General features: G+C 69.5%; 15 protein-coding genes. 8 read left to right on the top strand and 7 right to left on the bottom strand.

From position 1 onward, the window contains the following. Positions 1 to 15: 15 nt before the first annotated feature. The gene (locus tag KOI35_RS07155) at positions 16 to 552 is read left to right on the top strand and encodes a hypothetical protein (RefSeq protein WP_308120830.1); all 537 of its coding nucleotides are present in this window, start codon (positions 16 to 18) and stop codon (positions 550 to 552) included. 3 nt (positions 553 to 555) lie between these two features. Here KOI35_RS07155 and KOI35_RS07150 read toward each other — a convergent pair whose 3' ends face one another. The 7 genes from KOI35_RS07150 to KOI35_RS07120 are packed head-to-tail and all read right to left on the bottom strand — an operon-like array spanning position 556 to position 9092. After that, on the bottom strand, positions 556 to 1161 hold the full coding sequence (locus KOI35_RS07150) for a hypothetical protein (RefSeq protein WP_215785235.1): 606 nt from the start codon (positions 1159 to 1161) through the stop codon (positions 556 to 558). Continuing rightward, positions 1158 to 2279, bottom strand: coding sequence for a M23 family metallopeptidase (locus KOI35_RS07145; protein WP_215785234.1), 1122 nt, complete (start codon positions 2277 to 2279; stop codon positions 1158 to 1160). The genes KOI35_RS07150 and KOI35_RS07145 overlap by 4 nt, the downstream gene beginning before the upstream one ends. Further along, positions 2276 to 2818, bottom strand: coding sequence for a hypothetical protein (locus tag KOI35_RS07140; protein ID WP_215785233.1), 543 nt, complete (start codon positions 2816 to 2818; stop codon positions 2276 to 2278). The genes KOI35_RS07145 and KOI35_RS07140 overlap by 4 nt, the downstream gene beginning before the upstream one ends. Positions 2819 to 2822: 4 nt before the next feature. Further along, a complete protein-coding gene (locus KOI35_RS07135) occupies positions 2823 to 4781 on the bottom strand; it encodes an MFS transporter (protein ID WP_215785232.1) in 1959 nt (652 codons plus the stop codon). Between the two features lies 1 nt (position 4782). After that, positions 4783 to 8400: an ATP-binding protein gene (locus KOI35_RS07130; RefSeq protein WP_246612635.1), complete on the bottom strand. Its 3618-nt coding sequence runs from the start codon at positions 8398 to 8400 to the stop codon at positions 4783 to 4785. Between the two features lie 34 nt (positions 8401 to 8434). Next, the gene (locus KOI35_RS07125) at positions 8435 to 8797 is read right to left on the bottom strand and encodes a hypothetical protein (protein WP_202990866.1); all 363 of its coding nucleotides are present in this window, start codon (positions 8795 to 8797) and stop codon (positions 8435 to 8437) included. Between the two features lies 1 nt (position 8798). Then, entirely contained in the window at positions 8799 to 9092 is a 294-nt protein-coding gene (locus KOI35_RS07120; protein ID WP_215785230.1) for a hypothetical protein, read from the bottom strand. A 341-nt stretch (positions 9093 to 9433) separates the two neighbouring features. Here KOI35_RS07120 and folP point away from each other — a divergent pair, with 341 nt between their 5' ends. The 7 genes from folP to KOI35_RS07085 all read left to right on the top strand — a co-directional run bounded on the left by folP (position 9434) and on the right by KOI35_RS07085 (position 13901). Continuing rightward, positions 9434 to 10276 carry a dihydropteroate synthase gene (gene folP, locus KOI35_RS07115; RefSeq protein ID WP_215785532.1) on the top strand — a complete coding sequence of 281 codons (843 nt, stop codon included), beginning with the start codon at positions 9434 to 9436 and terminating at the stop codon, positions 10274 to 10276. A gap of 14 nt (positions 10277 to 10290) precedes the next feature. Then, positions 10291 to 10653 carry a dihydroneopterin aldolase gene (gene folB / locus KOI35_RS07110; protein ID WP_215785531.1) on the top strand — a complete coding sequence of 121 codons (363 nt, stop codon included), beginning with the start codon at positions 10291 to 10293 and terminating at the stop codon, positions 10651 to 10653. After that, a complete protein-coding gene (gene folK, locus KOI35_RS07105; RefSeq protein ID WP_215785229.1) occupies positions 10650 to 11177 on the top strand; it encodes a 2-amino-4-hydroxy-6-hydroxymethyldihydropteridine diphosphokinase in 528 nt (175 codons plus the stop codon). The genes folB and folK overlap by 4 nt, the downstream gene beginning before the upstream one ends. A 35-nt stretch (positions 11178 to 11212) precedes the next feature. Continuing rightward, positions 11213 to 11692, top strand: a complete 480-nt coding sequence (locus KOI35_RS07100) for a DUF3180 domain-containing protein (protein WP_215785530.1) — start codon at positions 11213 to 11215, stop codon at positions 11690 to 11692. A 125-nt stretch (positions 11693 to 11817) separates the two neighbouring features. After that, positions 11818 to 13059, top strand: a complete 1242-nt coding sequence (locus tag KOI35_RS07095) for an ABC transporter permease (RefSeq protein ID WP_215785228.1) — start codon at positions 11818 to 11820, stop codon at positions 13057 to 13059. Positions 13060 to 13076: 17 nt separating this feature from the next. Continuing rightward, entirely contained in the window at positions 13077 to 13361 is a 285-nt protein-coding gene (locus KOI35_RS07090; protein ID WP_215785227.1) for a hypothetical protein, read from the top strand. A gap of 48 nt (positions 13362 to 13409) precedes the next feature. Further along, entirely contained in the window at positions 13410 to 13901 is a 492-nt protein-coding gene (locus tag KOI35_RS07085) for a hypothetical protein (RefSeq protein ID WP_215785226.1), read from the top strand. Positions 13902 to 13937 lie beyond the last annotated feature (36 nt).

Here is a 13937-nt window from a genome sequence, read left to right as displayed (position 1 = left end):
ACTACTGTCGTGAGTGTGCAGCCGCAGGAGCCAGTGACCGGAGAATCGGCCCCGCCGGCGGGCGTGGAGACGCCGGCGGTGGGTCCGGGCAAGAAGCCGCGGAACCGCCGGTTGCGGTTGTGGCTGGCCCTGGGGGCGGGGGTGGTGGCGTTGCTCTGCCTCGGTGGGGTCGGGGTGGCGGTCCTGCTCTACGACGACGAAACAAAGATCGAGCGCACCGCCCCCGACGCGGTCGTTGACAACTTCCTGGGCGCTTACCTGGTCAGTCGAAACGATCAAGAAGCGGAGCTCTATCAATGTAAGTCGGGTGGCGACCTGGCTGAACTGGGTGCCTTCCGAGCCGACATCGTTCAGAGGGAGCAGCAGTTCTCGGCTGGGATCAACGTCAGCTGGGGCAGCTTCTCGGTGACTACCAACGGCAAGCAGGCCGAGGTAGTCACCGATCTCACCAAAGCCACTTCGAACGGCAACGAGAGCGTCACTAAGCCTTGGCGATTCGCTCTGACCGACCAGGACGGCTGGCGGGTTTGCGGCGCCGCCGAGATGAAGTAGGAGCTACTCCGCCCAGAGAAGTTGGGCTGCCACTTCTAGGGTCCGAGGCGCGTGGCCGCTCCAACCCCAGCGGTACCAGTCCAGCTCCTTGGTGACGCGAGCGCAGACCTCGCCCTGACCATTGGTGTGAAGCTCGGTCACCGCACGAAGGTCGCGTTCCTCACCGCCGTCATCCAGCAGTCGCACGACCCGGCGTCCGGAGAGAGATGCGGCGTCGACGGCGGCCACCGGCGTACGTCGCGCGGGCTCGTCCATCGAAACCAGCCGCGACGTGAGGTCGTCGGCCGCGAGCGAGATGCCGGCAACGCCGTACTCCTCGACCCAGACCCGCTCGACCGGCACCAGCGGCGCGAAGATCTCGGTCTGCTCGGCCTCGGCGCGATACCACTCGCCCTCCGACATGACCGGTACGAACGTGCGGCTGCCCTGCACGACCTTCTCGTCCGCACGCAGATCGCCGCGCCAGCCGTGGCCCGGCAGGCCGATCAGCACGCGGCGTCCGCGCAACTGGCCGCTCATCGTGGCCGGCGTCGGCACGATCGGCCGGGGCGGTTCGAGTTCCCACTCGGGGTGCCCGGCGAACGGGTCGGGGAACGACTCGCGGCTCATCCGGCCCCACCGAGGGGTGTGCCCTGCTCACGCATGAACTTCACCGGGTCGATCGCTCCCGCGCTGGATCGGTCGTTGTTGAGGTGGACCTCGAAGTGCAGGTGAGGCCCGGACGAGTTGCCGCTGCTGCCCACCCGACCGATGATCTCACCGGCCGTCACCTCTTGCCCCTCGCGGACGAACGGCTTCACCACCATGTGGCAGTACCTTGTCATGATGTTCCCGGCGTGCTGGATCTCCACCATCCACCCGCAGCCACCCTTACCCGGGTAACCATCGACGTTGCAGGTGCGCCGGCCGCGGTGGTCCTCGTCGCACTTGACCTTCGAGACGATGCCGCTCGCCGCGGCCGAGATCGGGGTCTGCTTGCCCGCGATCAGGTCGACGCCCTGGTGGGTGGGCCTCGATGCGGTTCGGAATCCGGAACCGACGGCCGCTCCGACCGGCAGCGTCCATCCCGAGGCGGCGATCTGGCCAGCGGACGCGCACAGCATCGCCACCGAGTTGCCGACCGCATTCGCGGCGCCGTCGGCCAGCTGGTTCACGATCTGGGTGGCGATGGGTTCGTGCTTCGCGTACGCGTCTGGGTAGGCGCTGATCTGCACCCGCTGGGCGGCCCGGGTGAGCGACATCCGCTCCCAGCCCGAGATGGTCTTGAGCTTGTTGTAGAACTTCGTGGCCGCGTAGACCGGGTCGCGAACCTGCTTGGCCGTGCCCCAGCCGCTGCTCGGCCGCTGCTGGAACAGGCCCTGAGAGTCGTGGTCGTTGCGGGCGCCGAGGTCGCCGAGGTTGTTCAGCCGGGACTCCTGCATGGCCGTGGCGACCGCGATCACCCAGGCCCGGGGCGGCATCTTGAGGTCGGCGCCGACGTTGATGATGATCGCCGCGTTCCGGATCTGCTCGGGCCCGTAGGGACGGATCCGTGGCAACTGGGTGTCCGGGTCGACCGGCCCGCCCTTGCCGCAGCCGCCGCCCGAGGCGTTCAGGTTGGCGTTCTTGTCGTCGTTGTTGAAACCACCGACCAGCAGCGCGGTGACGCTCCCGCCGCAGCACAGCAGCACCAGCGTCGCGACCAGCGCGACGAGGAGTGCGATCTTCCGCGGCCGGGGGATGCTCACGTGGCTTCCCAGTCGATTCCGTCGACGCGCCAGTGCCCGTCCGGCGAGATCAGGCGCAGGCTGAGCTTCCCGGTGTCCATGGTGACGACCGCGTTGACCACGGTCTCACCGACCGGCACCAGGCTGGGCCGGCCGATCACCCGCTCGGCCGGGACCGAGCTGGGATCGACGCCGTCCAGTTCGTCGGCCAGCTTGGTCGTGGAGTTGGGCAGCAGCTGGGCCCGCCAGGCCTTCGGGGTGACGTTCTGGTGATCGGCCCAGGCCGAGGCGAAGGCGTAGGCCACCGCCTCGGGCTGCGCCCGTCCCGGTTTGGTCGACGGGCTCGGCGGCGGATCTGTCTCGATGATGCTGTCGTCGTCCTTGGGGTCCACGCTGACCGTCGGGCCGGGCGAGGCTACGCCCAGCGAGGGCGAGTCGTTGCCGCCGGCGAACAGCCGTCCGACACCGATGATGGCCAGCACGATGACGGCGAGGACCACGGCGACGCCCCACCGCGACCGGAAGATTCGGTTGAGGCCGAGTTCGAGAGATCGAGGCATGCGATCACTTGGCCTCGGAGCGGATACGAGGCGGCGCCGGTTCGGCCGTGGTGCTGCCGGTCTCGGGCCGATAGATGGCGTAGGAGGACGGCTGCTCGGACACGTCCGGCTCGGTCCAGCCGCCGCCGGCCGGGCGGCGTGTGCGAGCCGGTGTGGCCGTGCGGGCCGGCGCCGGTGCCTCGTCCGGAACGGTCGGCTCCCGCCCGTCGGGCCGGGTCGGCTGAGTGCGGCCGCCGCCACCGACCGGGGCCGGTGTGAGCGGGGCCGGTCGGGTCGCCGAGGCCTGCGACGGGTCTTCGAGACGTGCCTCGGGGCGCAGGTTGCCCTGATCGACGAAGACCGTGCGTGCGTTGCCCTTGCCGACCACCTGTCCTCCGTCGCCGGCGTCGGCCACGTTGAGCTTGGATGCCTCCCGCATGTCCCGGAAGAAGTTCCGGTGCCAGGAGCCCGCGGCGATCGTCCGCGCGCCGTCCTTGCCGCCGAGCTGGGTGATTCTTCGGTAGGGGCGCAGCAGCAGCCAGCCGACGACGCCGACCAGCCAGACCAGCACCACCTGAAGCCAGCCGGGCAGACTTGCTGTGTTCATGATCAGATCGACGGCGAACAGATAGATCGCGGCTCCGGTGCCAAATATGGCGATGTTGAAGACGGCCGCGACCACGGCATTGCCGAGTCGCTTGATGCCTGCGTTCGCCGGACGCAGCAGACCGATAGTTCCCAGGATGGGTGCGGCGATAACTGCCCATCGGAAAATGAGGAAGCCGAGGAGAACCAGGATCGACGCGGTCAGGTCGAACATGGCGAACATGACGGCAGCGAGAACGGCGATGAATCCAGCGCCGATACGGTCCATGCCGTTGACGCCCTGTAGGTATTCGTATGCCTCGGGGTCTTCTTGCTTGATCTGCTCGGCAACCTTCTCCCACTGGGCGCGTTTGCGGTCCAATGTGCCATCGCGGGTCTCAGGGTTGTCGCGAAGTCGCTGAGCCTCAGTCCACGACAAGGATCGCGCGTCATAAAGGGCTCGTCCGTACTTCTTTGCCGTGTCGCTGTCAGCCGATCCAAGAAGCCCGCGAAGATAGTTTCGGTAGAGCATGGTCTCGGCGACAGTGTCGCTTGCGCGGACAGCAGGTGGTCGGTTGTCCTTGCAGGCCGCGGGATCCCCGAGTACACAGTTGCTCGCGTCGGACTCCACGGGGCGGGGACCAACGGCGTCGTGCACGACGCCCAATGTGCTGACCAGGCTTTGGTCGGCAATGTTGGCCGAGCGAACCGGCCAAGCCGCGATGGCAGTGACGGCCACCATGACGAGAATTGCCCAGCCGGCCGTCGTTGTCGCCGCTCCCATCTCTGCTTGACGCGAACGCCAAATCAGGTACAGGCCAACGATAGCCAAGGTGATTACGCCGAAGACGCTGAAGACCTTCTCGTAGACGGCCTTCGTTGCCTGGTCGACTAGAGGGTCGGCCCATCCCCAAAGAGCTTGCGGATCCCACGCGCGCTCCCGGAGCGCGTTGGATGCGCCGATGACAGCTGTCGCGATCATGAACTCGCCATTCGCGACCGTTGTCTCGAATTTGTAGTCCGGATCAATGACGCTAGATGCGCAGCCGCTATCAAGGTCGTATGTCGTATAGCTGTAGCCTGCGTATCCGTATTGACTGTAAATGCCTTGCGTACCTTGAGCCGAAGCAGAATCCGGCCGCTCAGCAAACCAACCAGCGAGCCCGGAGTCAGGGGTACTTGGAGTAGGCGGGGTCAAGCACTGAGCGCGGTCGGCGCCAACTTCGGTCAGGCGGTTGACGCAAGACCGAAAGTCCTTCTGCCACTCCTCGACGCTGCATGCGCCACCGGGGGCCTTCGCCGGCGCGGCCGAAGCCGGCGGCGCCGCCACCGCCCACACGATCGACGCCACGACCATGACGAACATGGTCATGAGTAGCGCCAACCCCCGCCGCACCATCTCAAACCTCCAGGTCGGACGGCGACATCGGAATCGCCGGAGCCGCCTTGGCAGCCGTAGGCGTCGTGTCGAGGTGCTCCAGCAGACCTTCAACGTACGACACGTCCACACGTACTTTCTGGACGCGACCATCGACGTCGCGCATCACGAACTCACGGAACCCGAGCCGCGACTGCGAGGACGTGTCGACCTGGGACAGCGAGGCCAGCGTCGCCTCGTACCCGTCGTGTACCGGCACCCGCAGGAGCCGCAGGGCTTCGGACGCGATTTCCTGGTCTTCCGCGATGCGCCCGACGAAGACCGTCGACACCAGGTTTTGCACGTCGAGGCCGAGGATGTCGCGCGGGTTCTGCGAGGCCACCAGCGCCGCCAGGTTCCACTTGCGGGAGTCGCGGGCGAGGCGCACCAGGAACGAGCGCCCGGACCGCCAGCCCTCCATGAAGTGGGCCTCGTCGAGCCCGACCATCTTGCGCGACGACATCGAGCCGCCGTAGCAGCGCCGCACCGCGAGCCGGTGGGCCGTGTGCAGCATCGGCAGGGCGAGGGATTCCTCGGCCGACCAGTACTCGCGCTCGATCTTGAGGTCGGGCAGGCGCAGGCCGGCCATCGTGATCACGGTGAGGGCCGCGTCGGCGCCGAGCAGGTGCTGGGGTGGCGAGCCGAAGAACAGCAGCGCCAGCGGCATCTCGGCCGTGTCCAGCAGCAGGTTGGCGAGCTCGCGTCCCTCGTCGTCGTCGAGGCCTTGCAGGGTGCGTACGACGTCGTCGAGAGTGGACGTCTCTTCGGCCGGCACCTGCCGTACGGCGTGGCGCAGCAGGGTCGCCGTCGACGCCTCCTTGGCCACCTGGGGCGGCACCAGCATCGAGCAGATGTCCTGCACCAGCATGCGGCGCTCGGCCCGGGCATTGGAGACGGCGATCTCGTATTCGCGGTCGCCGCCCGGCCCGGTGGCGAACTCGGAGCGGACCGGGGTCGGGATCAACGCGTACGGCGCCAGCGTGCCCTGTTCCGAACCGGTCAGGTTGAGCACCCGGGAGTACGGGCGCAGCTCCGGCATCTGGCACAGCCGGGCCAGCGGTCCCGACGGGTCGAGCAGCGTCACCTGCACGCCACGGCGGGCGTTCAGGTAGCCCAGCGCGCCCATCAGCGTCGACTTGCCACCGCCGGGCTCGGCCACGAAGACGCCGAGGCCGGAGCGTTCGCGCACCTCCATCGGGAAGTGCAGGTCGAGGAAGACCGGACGACGACAAGTTCCCGCCGTACGCCCGATCAGGTCACCACGCCGGTCGCCCACCGTGGAAGCGGCTTGAGGCAGCGCCGCCGCCAGCAGTTTCACCGGCATTCGGCGTACGTAACCGGTGTTGGCGATCGGCTCACCCGGAATGAACTCGCGCGCCAGTTGATCCTGGTTCTTCGGGTGCTGCAGCGAGATGCGCAGTTCACGCGAATAGAGCTGGATCAGGCGCCGGGCCCGCTCCAGGCATTCCTCGCGGGTCGCGCCGCCGACCGCGATCCGGTGCCAGCCGTGCGCGCGGGCCGACTCGACGGGGAGGCCGGTGGTCATCTCGTCGCCGATCACCAGCGCCCGCTTGGCCAGGCGTTCCAGTTCGGGCGGGGCGTCGATGCCGTGCTCGGCGTAGTCGAGCTGCTGCGAGCGGATCATCCGGAGCCGGTGCTCGAGGTTCTTGAACGAACTGCCCGACCCGAGGATGTCGATCCGGGACGAGATCTCCATCGGCCACGGCAGCCGCTCGTGGAAGTGCATCCACGGCTCGTGCTTCTCGGGGATCTCGAGCGGTTCCATCCGGCCGACGGACAGGACGGCGACGTGCCTTTCCTCGCCGGTCATCCGGTTGACCAGTTTGACCGTCGACCCGTACGGGGTCCGGTAGCGCTCCACCTGCTCGGTCAGCGCGAGCAGGTCGCCGGTGTCCCACTGCCCGTTGGTGACCGGGCTGAGCGGTCCGGGCGGCGCCATGCACAGCGCGACCGAGCGGAACAGCAGCCATTCCAGTTCCTGCGGGTTGACCCGCCGGCCCCGCATGCCGAACGCGTTGAGCACCTCGTCGAACTGTTCGACGGCCCGGTTGAGCTTGCGCCGTTCGCCGTCCGAGGTGCCCTTGCCGAACATCCGCAGGATGCGTTCGGAGAAGGTGTCGCCGAGCGAGCGCCGCGCGAACGTCACGCCCAGATAGGTCTGGCCCTCGGCGTGGTTGACCGACAGCAGGTGCCGCTGGGCGGCGACGAGGTGATCCGACCAGGAGGTGCCACCGCGTACGTCGGGAAGCGGTTTGGCGGTGAACGAGTCGACCGTGCGTGCCCATTCGTCGGCCGGGAACGGCCGGTTGGTGCGACGCAGGTGCAAGCGGAAACCGGCCAGCCCGGCGTACTGCTCGGAGATCGCGCTGAGCAGCGCCTCACGCTCGGCGTCGGGCCGGAACGCCCAGCGCACCTCCGGCAGGTAGTACCAAGCTGTGACGGTGCTCTGGGTGAAGGTCAGGTGGCCGGCGATCTCGCTGATCTCCAGCTCCATGACCGGGTCACGGTCGTTGAACTTCAGCTTGTTCGGCCGCAGCTGCACCGGCTTGGGCTGCTTGAGCTTGTCGGCCCGGGCCGGCAGATTCTCCTTCTTGCGCCGGGCCGGAGACTTCTCCTTGCGGCGGGCCGGCGCCTTCTCCGTTGCCGGCACCGGCAGGGCGGCCTCGGTCGGCATTTCTTCAAGCGGTTTCCCGTACGCCTCCACGGGTCCCGCCTGCGGCGGTCGTGCCTGGTTCCCGACGGTCTGCCACAGCGGCGGCGTCGACACCGGTGTCTCGGCCACCGGGGCGGCCGGCGGGGCGGACGCGGAGCCCACCTGCGGCGTCGACGGCCAGTTGTCGAAGTCGGGCCACTCGTCGAAGCCGGGCTCGGCCGCGGGAGCACCTGTCTCCTGGTAGAAGTCGGCCTTGGGTCCGATCGGCGCGCGGCTGAACGGCTCGGGCGTGCCCCAGGCGCCGTCCGGGCCGTCGTCGAAGTCGGGATCGGGCACGCGCGGCGCCGGAGCGGGCGGCCCCGCAACGGGCGGCTCGTCGACCGGCACTGGAGTGGGTGCCGAGGAGAGCGGCGTAGGAGCGGGCGCCGAGGAGACCGGCGTGGGCGCGGGAGCCGAGGAAACCGGCGTCGGAGCGGGTGCCTCCAGCGGAAGCTCGACCGGCTCCGGGCGTACGGGAAGAATCTCGGAAGGCGCCGCAGGCAAAGTAGACGACGGGGGCGCGGACGACGGCGGCACCACGGTCGGCCGATCGTCGAAATCGAACCCGAAGTCGAAGTCGAGGTCGGACGGCTCGGAAGCCGCGGAATCACTCGCCGGAGTCGACGAGACCGGCGTCGGTGGCGCCGCCCCGCCGAACAGGTCGAGGAAGGGGGAGTCGATGTCGAGCGTGGTGTCGACCGGCCCGCTACGCGGACGTACGGGCTGGGGCGACTGGAACACCCCGACCGCGCCGTGCCCCGGAGCGGCCACGACCTCTTCTTCCCCCGAGTCAGCCGGAGGGTAGCCGTTCGAGCGCACTCCGTTACTCTGCCTGCCCTGGGTGTCGGCATCCGCGCGGGGATGCCCGTGCGGAAACGGTCCGGTCATGCGCCGGCCTCGTGGGAGTGCGCGATGGAACTGGTCATACCAACTCCTCCCGAACCCGGATGCGAGTGGCGACAAGTCTCGGATCGCGGCGCTCGACCGCCGGCTCGCGGGTGCGGCGCCAGTCGGTGAGGGCGGTCCGGATGACGACCCGGGCCGGACGGTCGGGGTCGACATGGCGGAACACGTAGGACGTGGTGACCATGGCGAGCGCGATCTCCCAGGCCGGGAACGGATCGAACTCGAAGGTCATCAGGTAGTGCAGGAACATGAACAACGGCACCAGTGCCACGAACATGCCGTACTGCGCGTACGGCAGGTGGATGGGCAGGGTGTATCCCGGCGGGCCCAGATAGACCAGGCGCGCCCGGTAGATGTCGTCGTCGGTACGAAGCCGCATCTCAGTTGAAGATCAGCTTGATCAGCGCGTCGCCGACGAAGAACAGGGTCGCGGCTCCGGCGATGAACGCCAGACCCACGATGGCGATGGCCGAACTGGTCAGGACCTTCGAGATCTCACCGCGGCTGGCCCGTCCGATGAAGATCACGCCGAGCACCGCGAGCAGGATCGGTGCGATGTTGCTGGCGAAGAAGGTGACGATGCCTTCGGTGTTGATGCCCTTGGGTTCGGGCGCGGCGAGTGTGGCCTGCTGAAGCGCGGCCGCGGCCTGCGTGACGAGCTCAGTGGCGATCATTGGTAAACCTCCCCGTGCCCGGCTAGGGGGTTCCGGGCACGCTGCAGTGGTGAAGCCTCACGGCACCGCCCATATCGTGCTACTTCCCACCCTGCGCGTCGAGTGAGCCGTTCGGGCACAGCCATGCTCGTCTGCTCTCTCCGGTTCCTACAAATGATGCCCAGTTCCGAAGAGTACGGCCCGTACTTCTTGGCTACAAGCGTCCGAAACGTTACGCAAGGTGATGGCGTGCGTGAAAATGAGTTACCGGCCATCGTACGCACGTGCGACAACCCCGCCCGCCGTACCCTCGTGCGGTGACGACGGAGCCGACGGATGCGCAGGTCGCGGGCCGCGCGTTGATGCATGTGGATCACCCGGTCGTGATGGGCATTCTCAACGTCACCCCGGATTCCTTCTCGGACGGCGGCCGATACACGGACGTGGCGGCCGCGGTAGAGCATGGCATCGAGCTCTACCGCGCAGGTGCGAACATCGTGGACGTCGGGGGTGAGTCGACCCGCCCCGGGGCCGGCCGGGTCGACTCCGAGACCGAGATCGCCCGCGTGGTACCGGTGATCCGGGAACTCGCCCGGGCCGGGGTGCCGCTCAGCATCGACACCACGCGGGCGGCGGTCGCCCGGGCCGCGCTCGAGGCCGGGGCGGTGGCCATCAACGACGTCTCGGGTGGACTCGCCGACCGGGGCATGGCCGGCGTCGCCGCCGAGGCCGGGTGCCCCTGGATCCTCATGCACTGGCGTGGGCACTCGAGGACTATGACCGAGCTCGCCGTGTATCGGGACGTGGTTTCCGAGGTACGGGACGAGCTCCTGGCCCGCGTCGATGAGGCGCTCGCGGCCGGGGTCGACCCCGGACAGATCATTCTCGACCCGGGCCTGGGCTTCGCCAAGACCGCCGAGCACAACTGGGCCCTCAGCGCCCACCTCGACGTCCTGATCGGCCTCGGCTACCCGGTCATGTTCGCGGCCAGCCGCAAGACCTACCTGGGCCGGCTGCTGGCGGGCCCGGACGGCTCTCCACGCCCGGTCGAGGAGCGCGAGGCGGCCACCCTGGCCACCTCGGTGCTCGCCGTCGCCGCCGGGGCCTGGGGCGTACGCGTGCACGACGTGACCGCCACCGTCGACGCGCTCGCGGTCTGGCGCGCGACCGGGTCACCCAGGGTGGCGAGGAAGGCGGATGAATGAGCGGGAGTGAGCAGATGGACGGCCGGATCGCGCTGACCGGGCTGCGCGTGCGCGGCCACCACGGCGTCTTCGACTTCGAGCGCGAGCAGGGGCAGGATTTCGTGATCGACGTACGCCTCGATCTCGACCTCGCCCCGGCCGCGGCCAGCGACGACGTGGCCGACACGGTGCACTACGGCGAGCTCGCGGGCCGGCTGGCCGAGATCGTCGGCGGTGAGCCGGTCAACCTGATCGAGACGCTGGCCGACCGTCTGCTCGACGCCTGCCTGGCCGATCCGCGGGTCTCCACGGCCGAGGTCACCGTCCACAAGCCGCAGGCCCCGATCCCGCTCGAGTTCGCCGACGTCGCCGTCACGCTGCGCCGGAGTCGCGCGTGAGCCGGGCGCTTCTCTCGCTGGGCAGCAACCTCGGAGACCGCGAACAGCACCTGCGACAGGCGGTCCGGGCGCTCAGCCCCTTCGTCCAGCGTGTGTCCGGTGTCTACGAGACACCGCCGTGGGGTGATGCCGACCAACCGGCGTACCTGAACGCGGTCTTGATCGTGGAGGACCCCGAGGCGAGCCCGTACGAATGGCTCGAGCGCGCCCACCGGGCCGAGGCCGACGCCGAGCGGGTGCGGGACCCGGAGCGCCGGTTCGGCCCGCGCACCTTGGATGTCGACGTGATCGCCGTGTGGGACGCGGACGGGCGGCCGGTGCTCAGCGACGACCCCGAGCTGACGCTGCCGCACCCGCGGGCCCATCTGCGGGCCTTCGTGCTGCGGCCCTGGCACGACCTCGAGCCCGCCGCCGAACTGCCCGGGCATCCGCCGATCACCGATCTGCTCGCCGTCCCCGGTCTGGCCGACGACCTCGCCGCGATGACCCCCCGGCCCGATCTCGCACTAGAGTTCAAGGCGTGAGCAGCAACCCGCAGGCGCCGAAGTCGGACCCCTCGATGCGCCCGACCAGCATCTCGGTGCTGATCGTGGCCGGTCTCGCCGCGGCCGCCGTGGGCTGGCTGCTGCTCAGCTTCTCCTACTCCAACCTGCCCGACCTGCCCTGGTCGCCGGTGATCGTGCTGGGCGTGCTGGCGGTGGCCGAGGGCCTGCTGGCGCAGAACACGGCCGCCCGCATCCAGCGCAAGCCGGGAGCGCCCCGGGTCGACGCGCTCGCCGTCGCCCGCTACGTCGCCCTGGCCAAGGCCTCCTCGCTGGTCGGGGCGATCTCGGTGGGCTTCTCGGCCGGGCTGCTGGCCTGGCTCGCGATGGAGCCGACGGAGGCCGCACACAGCGACATCCCGGTCGCGGTGGGCGGAGTGATCACGGCCGCCGCCCTGATCGGGGCCGCGCTGTGGTTGGAGCGGGCGTGCCGCATTCCGGAGCAGCCGGACAGCAAGGATGCTGACGATTCGGACCGCCCGACGGGCTTGCTCTAACCCCCTACATTCGGTCTTGAACTGAGCACCTCTCGTATCCGTATGCTCTGCGTACGGGCACGCGCCCGGCGGAAATCGGCGTGCGTCTTTCACCGCACGGGGGACGCACACGAGGAGGCACGGCGATGGCGTACGACGAGGCGACCTACCGTCGGCAGACCGAGGAGCCCACTCCCACCGATCCGGCGGCCTACCGCGCCAACACCCTGGCCGCGGCCGAGCAGCGCCGGCGGGCCGAGGAGCTCGACGCCGTCGGCGAGACCACGGCCGACGTGCTGCGCCGGGCCGAGGCCGACGAGGACGGCCGCGACCGCCTCGGCATCCACCTCGGCTGGGAGGTCGTGCTGCTGGTGGCGGCGGCCGCCATCGGCTTCCTGCTCTGGCGCCTCGACCCCGACAGCCTGCGCCGCCCGGCCCTCGACACGCTGCTCATCACCGGCGCCGCGATCGGCCTGCTCACCCTCGGGGCCGGGCTGACCCTGCGGGCCGGCGTGCCCAACCTGGCTCTCGGCCCGATCGCCCTGGCCGCCTCTTTTCAGTACGCCGAGCAGGGCGACCAGGGCCTGCTCCGAGCCGGGGTCCCGGCGCTGGTCTTCGCGGTGGCCGGCGCCATCGTGATCGCGATGTTCATCCTCGTGCTGCACGTCCCCGGCTGGGCGGCGACGCTCGCCGCGGCCCTCGGCGTGATCGTCTTCGACCAACTGCGGGTCGCCCCGGTCGCCGTCCAGGGCACCTACGACCCGACCGGCCAGGCGTTCTTCCTGTTCGGCGGGTTCGCCCTGCTGGCCGTACTCGGCGGGGCCCTCGGCGCCGCCACCCCGGTCCGGCGCTGGCTGGGCCGCATGCGCCCGACCGGCGACCCGGCCCGGCGCCGGGGCGCGGCGGTCGCCGTCCCGGTGCTCGGCTCGCTGATCCTCTCGTCGGTCTTCGCGGTCGCCGCCGGCATGCTCTTCGCCGCGAAGTCGGACGCGCCGGTCGTGCCCGGCACCGGCCTCGAGTGGACCGGCATCGCGATCGGCCTGGCCCTGCTCGCCGGCACCAGCGCCTACGGGCGGCGGGGCGGCCTGTTCGGCACCCTGTTCGCGGTCGCCGCGCTGACGCTGTTCCTCGACTACGCGGCCCGCCGCAACTTCGACATCGCGCTGTTCGCGATCGCGGCCTGCGTCTTCGCGGGTGGACTGGTCGTCACCCGGCTCGTCGAGACGTACGGGCGGCCGCTGCCGGTGGCCGGCCCGGCCGACTGGAACGCGGCGCCGACCACGGCCGCCGCCAGCTGGTCGCCCGACCTGCCCGAGACCTGGCAGTCGACCACCTCGAGCCCGCGTGCCGACCGCTGGGACGCCGGGCCGTGGGGCACCAGCCGCTGATCGTTATGCTGTGAATCATGACCACTCCGAGCTTCGCCGAGCTGGACGCCCTGCCCACCGAGGAGCTGCGGGAGCGCGCCTTCCACCGGGCGCGGGAGCGGCGCGACATCGGCTTCTTCTGGTCGGTCCTCAAGCACCTGCCCGACGCCGACGAGGCGGCCCAGCTCGACGGCGCGCCCAATTCGATCGGCCCGACGGTCGATGAGGCGGTCGCCCTGTGGCGTGAGCTCGAGGGCCACGGTTACGGAGAGAACGAGCCGCTGCTACGCGCCGCGTTCATCGATTACCTGCAGAAGCACTGATTTATCACCGTCGTTTGAAACGTGAGCCGCGCTGGGAATTAGCGGCGCATGGCTCTCGGTAACCGGTACAAGTCTGTGACTGGTGCAGGCACTCTTGCTGCGCTCATATTGGTCCTCGTCTTCGGCAGCCCCTGGTACGCCGACTGGGTGACCAACAACACCAACCCCGACACGGCGGGCGGCTGGTGGCTGCGCCTGCTCTCCTGGCCGCGCTGGTCGTTCGACTCGAGCGACTCCCTGCGCGACATCATCGTCGGCGACCTCAAGGCGATCCTGCTGGTCGTGCTGACCGCCCTCTTCCTGTTCCTGCTGCCCGGCTCACAGCTGGCCCGGGCTCGCGGCACGATCAGCCAGTTCTTCGCCGGCTGGGCGTCCTACATCTTCGCCGGGGCCTTCGCGGCCCTGCTCACCACGCTGTTCCTGGCCAACCCCTCGCTGCTCGGCGCGTTCCAGTCGGCCAGCAGCGGCGCCGGCTACGGCTTCTTCGTGGGCATCATCGTCGGCCTGGCCACACTCGGTGGCTATCGCGGCACGAAGTGACCCCGGCCGCTCACCCGGCTGGTCTCCCGGCCGGGT

The organism is Paractinoplanes bogorensis (genome assembly GCF_018829635.1).
In the GTDB taxonomy this organism is placed as follows: Bacteria; Actinomycetota; Actinomycetes; order Mycobacteriales; family Micromonosporaceae; genus Actinoplanes; species Actinoplanes bogorensis.
This window is presented reverse-complemented; position numbering and strand designations above follow the sequence as displayed.

Excerpts from the sequence above, each read along its gene's own strand:
- KOI35_RS07150 (WP_215785235.1), bottom strand. The coding sequence starts at position 1,161 with ATGAGCCGCGAGTCGTTCCCCGACCCGTTCGCCGGGCACCCCGAGTGG.
- KOI35_RS07140 (WP_215785233.1), bottom strand. The coding sequence starts at position 2,818 with ATGCCTCGATCTCTCGAACTCGGCCTCAACCGAATCTTCCGGTCGCGG.
- KOI35_RS07135 (WP_215785232.1), bottom strand. The coding sequence starts at position 4,781 with ATGGTGCGGCGGGGGTTGGCGCTACTCATGACCATGTTCGTCATGGTC.
- KOI35_RS07130 (WP_246612635.1), bottom strand. The coding sequence starts at position 8,400 with ATGACCGGACCGTTTCCGCACGGGCATCCCCGCGCGGATGCCGACACC.
- KOI35_RS07125 (WP_202990866.1), bottom strand. The coding sequence starts at position 8,797 with ATGCGGCTTCGTACCGACGACGACATCTACCGGGCGCGCCTGGTCTAT.
- KOI35_RS07120 (WP_215785230.1), bottom strand. The coding sequence starts at position 9,092 with ATGATCGCCACTGAGCTCGTCACGCAGGCCGCGGCCGCGCTTCAGCAG.
- folP (WP_215785532.1), top strand. The coding sequence starts at position 9,434 with ATGCATGTGGATCACCCGGTCGTGATGGGCATTCTCAACGTCACCCCG.
- folB (WP_215785531.1), top strand. The coding sequence starts at position 10,291 with ATGGACGGCCGGATCGCGCTGACCGGGCTGCGCGTGCGCGGCCACCAC.
- KOI35_RS07100 (WP_215785530.1), top strand. The coding sequence starts at position 11,213 with ATGCGCCCGACCAGCATCTCGGTGCTGATCGTGGCCGGTCTCGCCGCG.
- KOI35_RS07095 (WP_215785228.1), top strand. The coding sequence starts at position 11,818 with ATGGCGTACGACGAGGCGACCTACCGTCGGCAGACCGAGGAGCCCACT.
- KOI35_RS07090 (WP_215785227.1), top strand. The coding sequence starts at position 13,077 with ATGACCACTCCGAGCTTCGCCGAGCTGGACGCCCTGCCCACCGAGGAG.
- KOI35_RS07085 (WP_215785226.1), top strand. The coding sequence starts at position 13,410 with ATGGCTCTCGGTAACCGGTACAAGTCTGTGACTGGTGCAGGCACTCTT.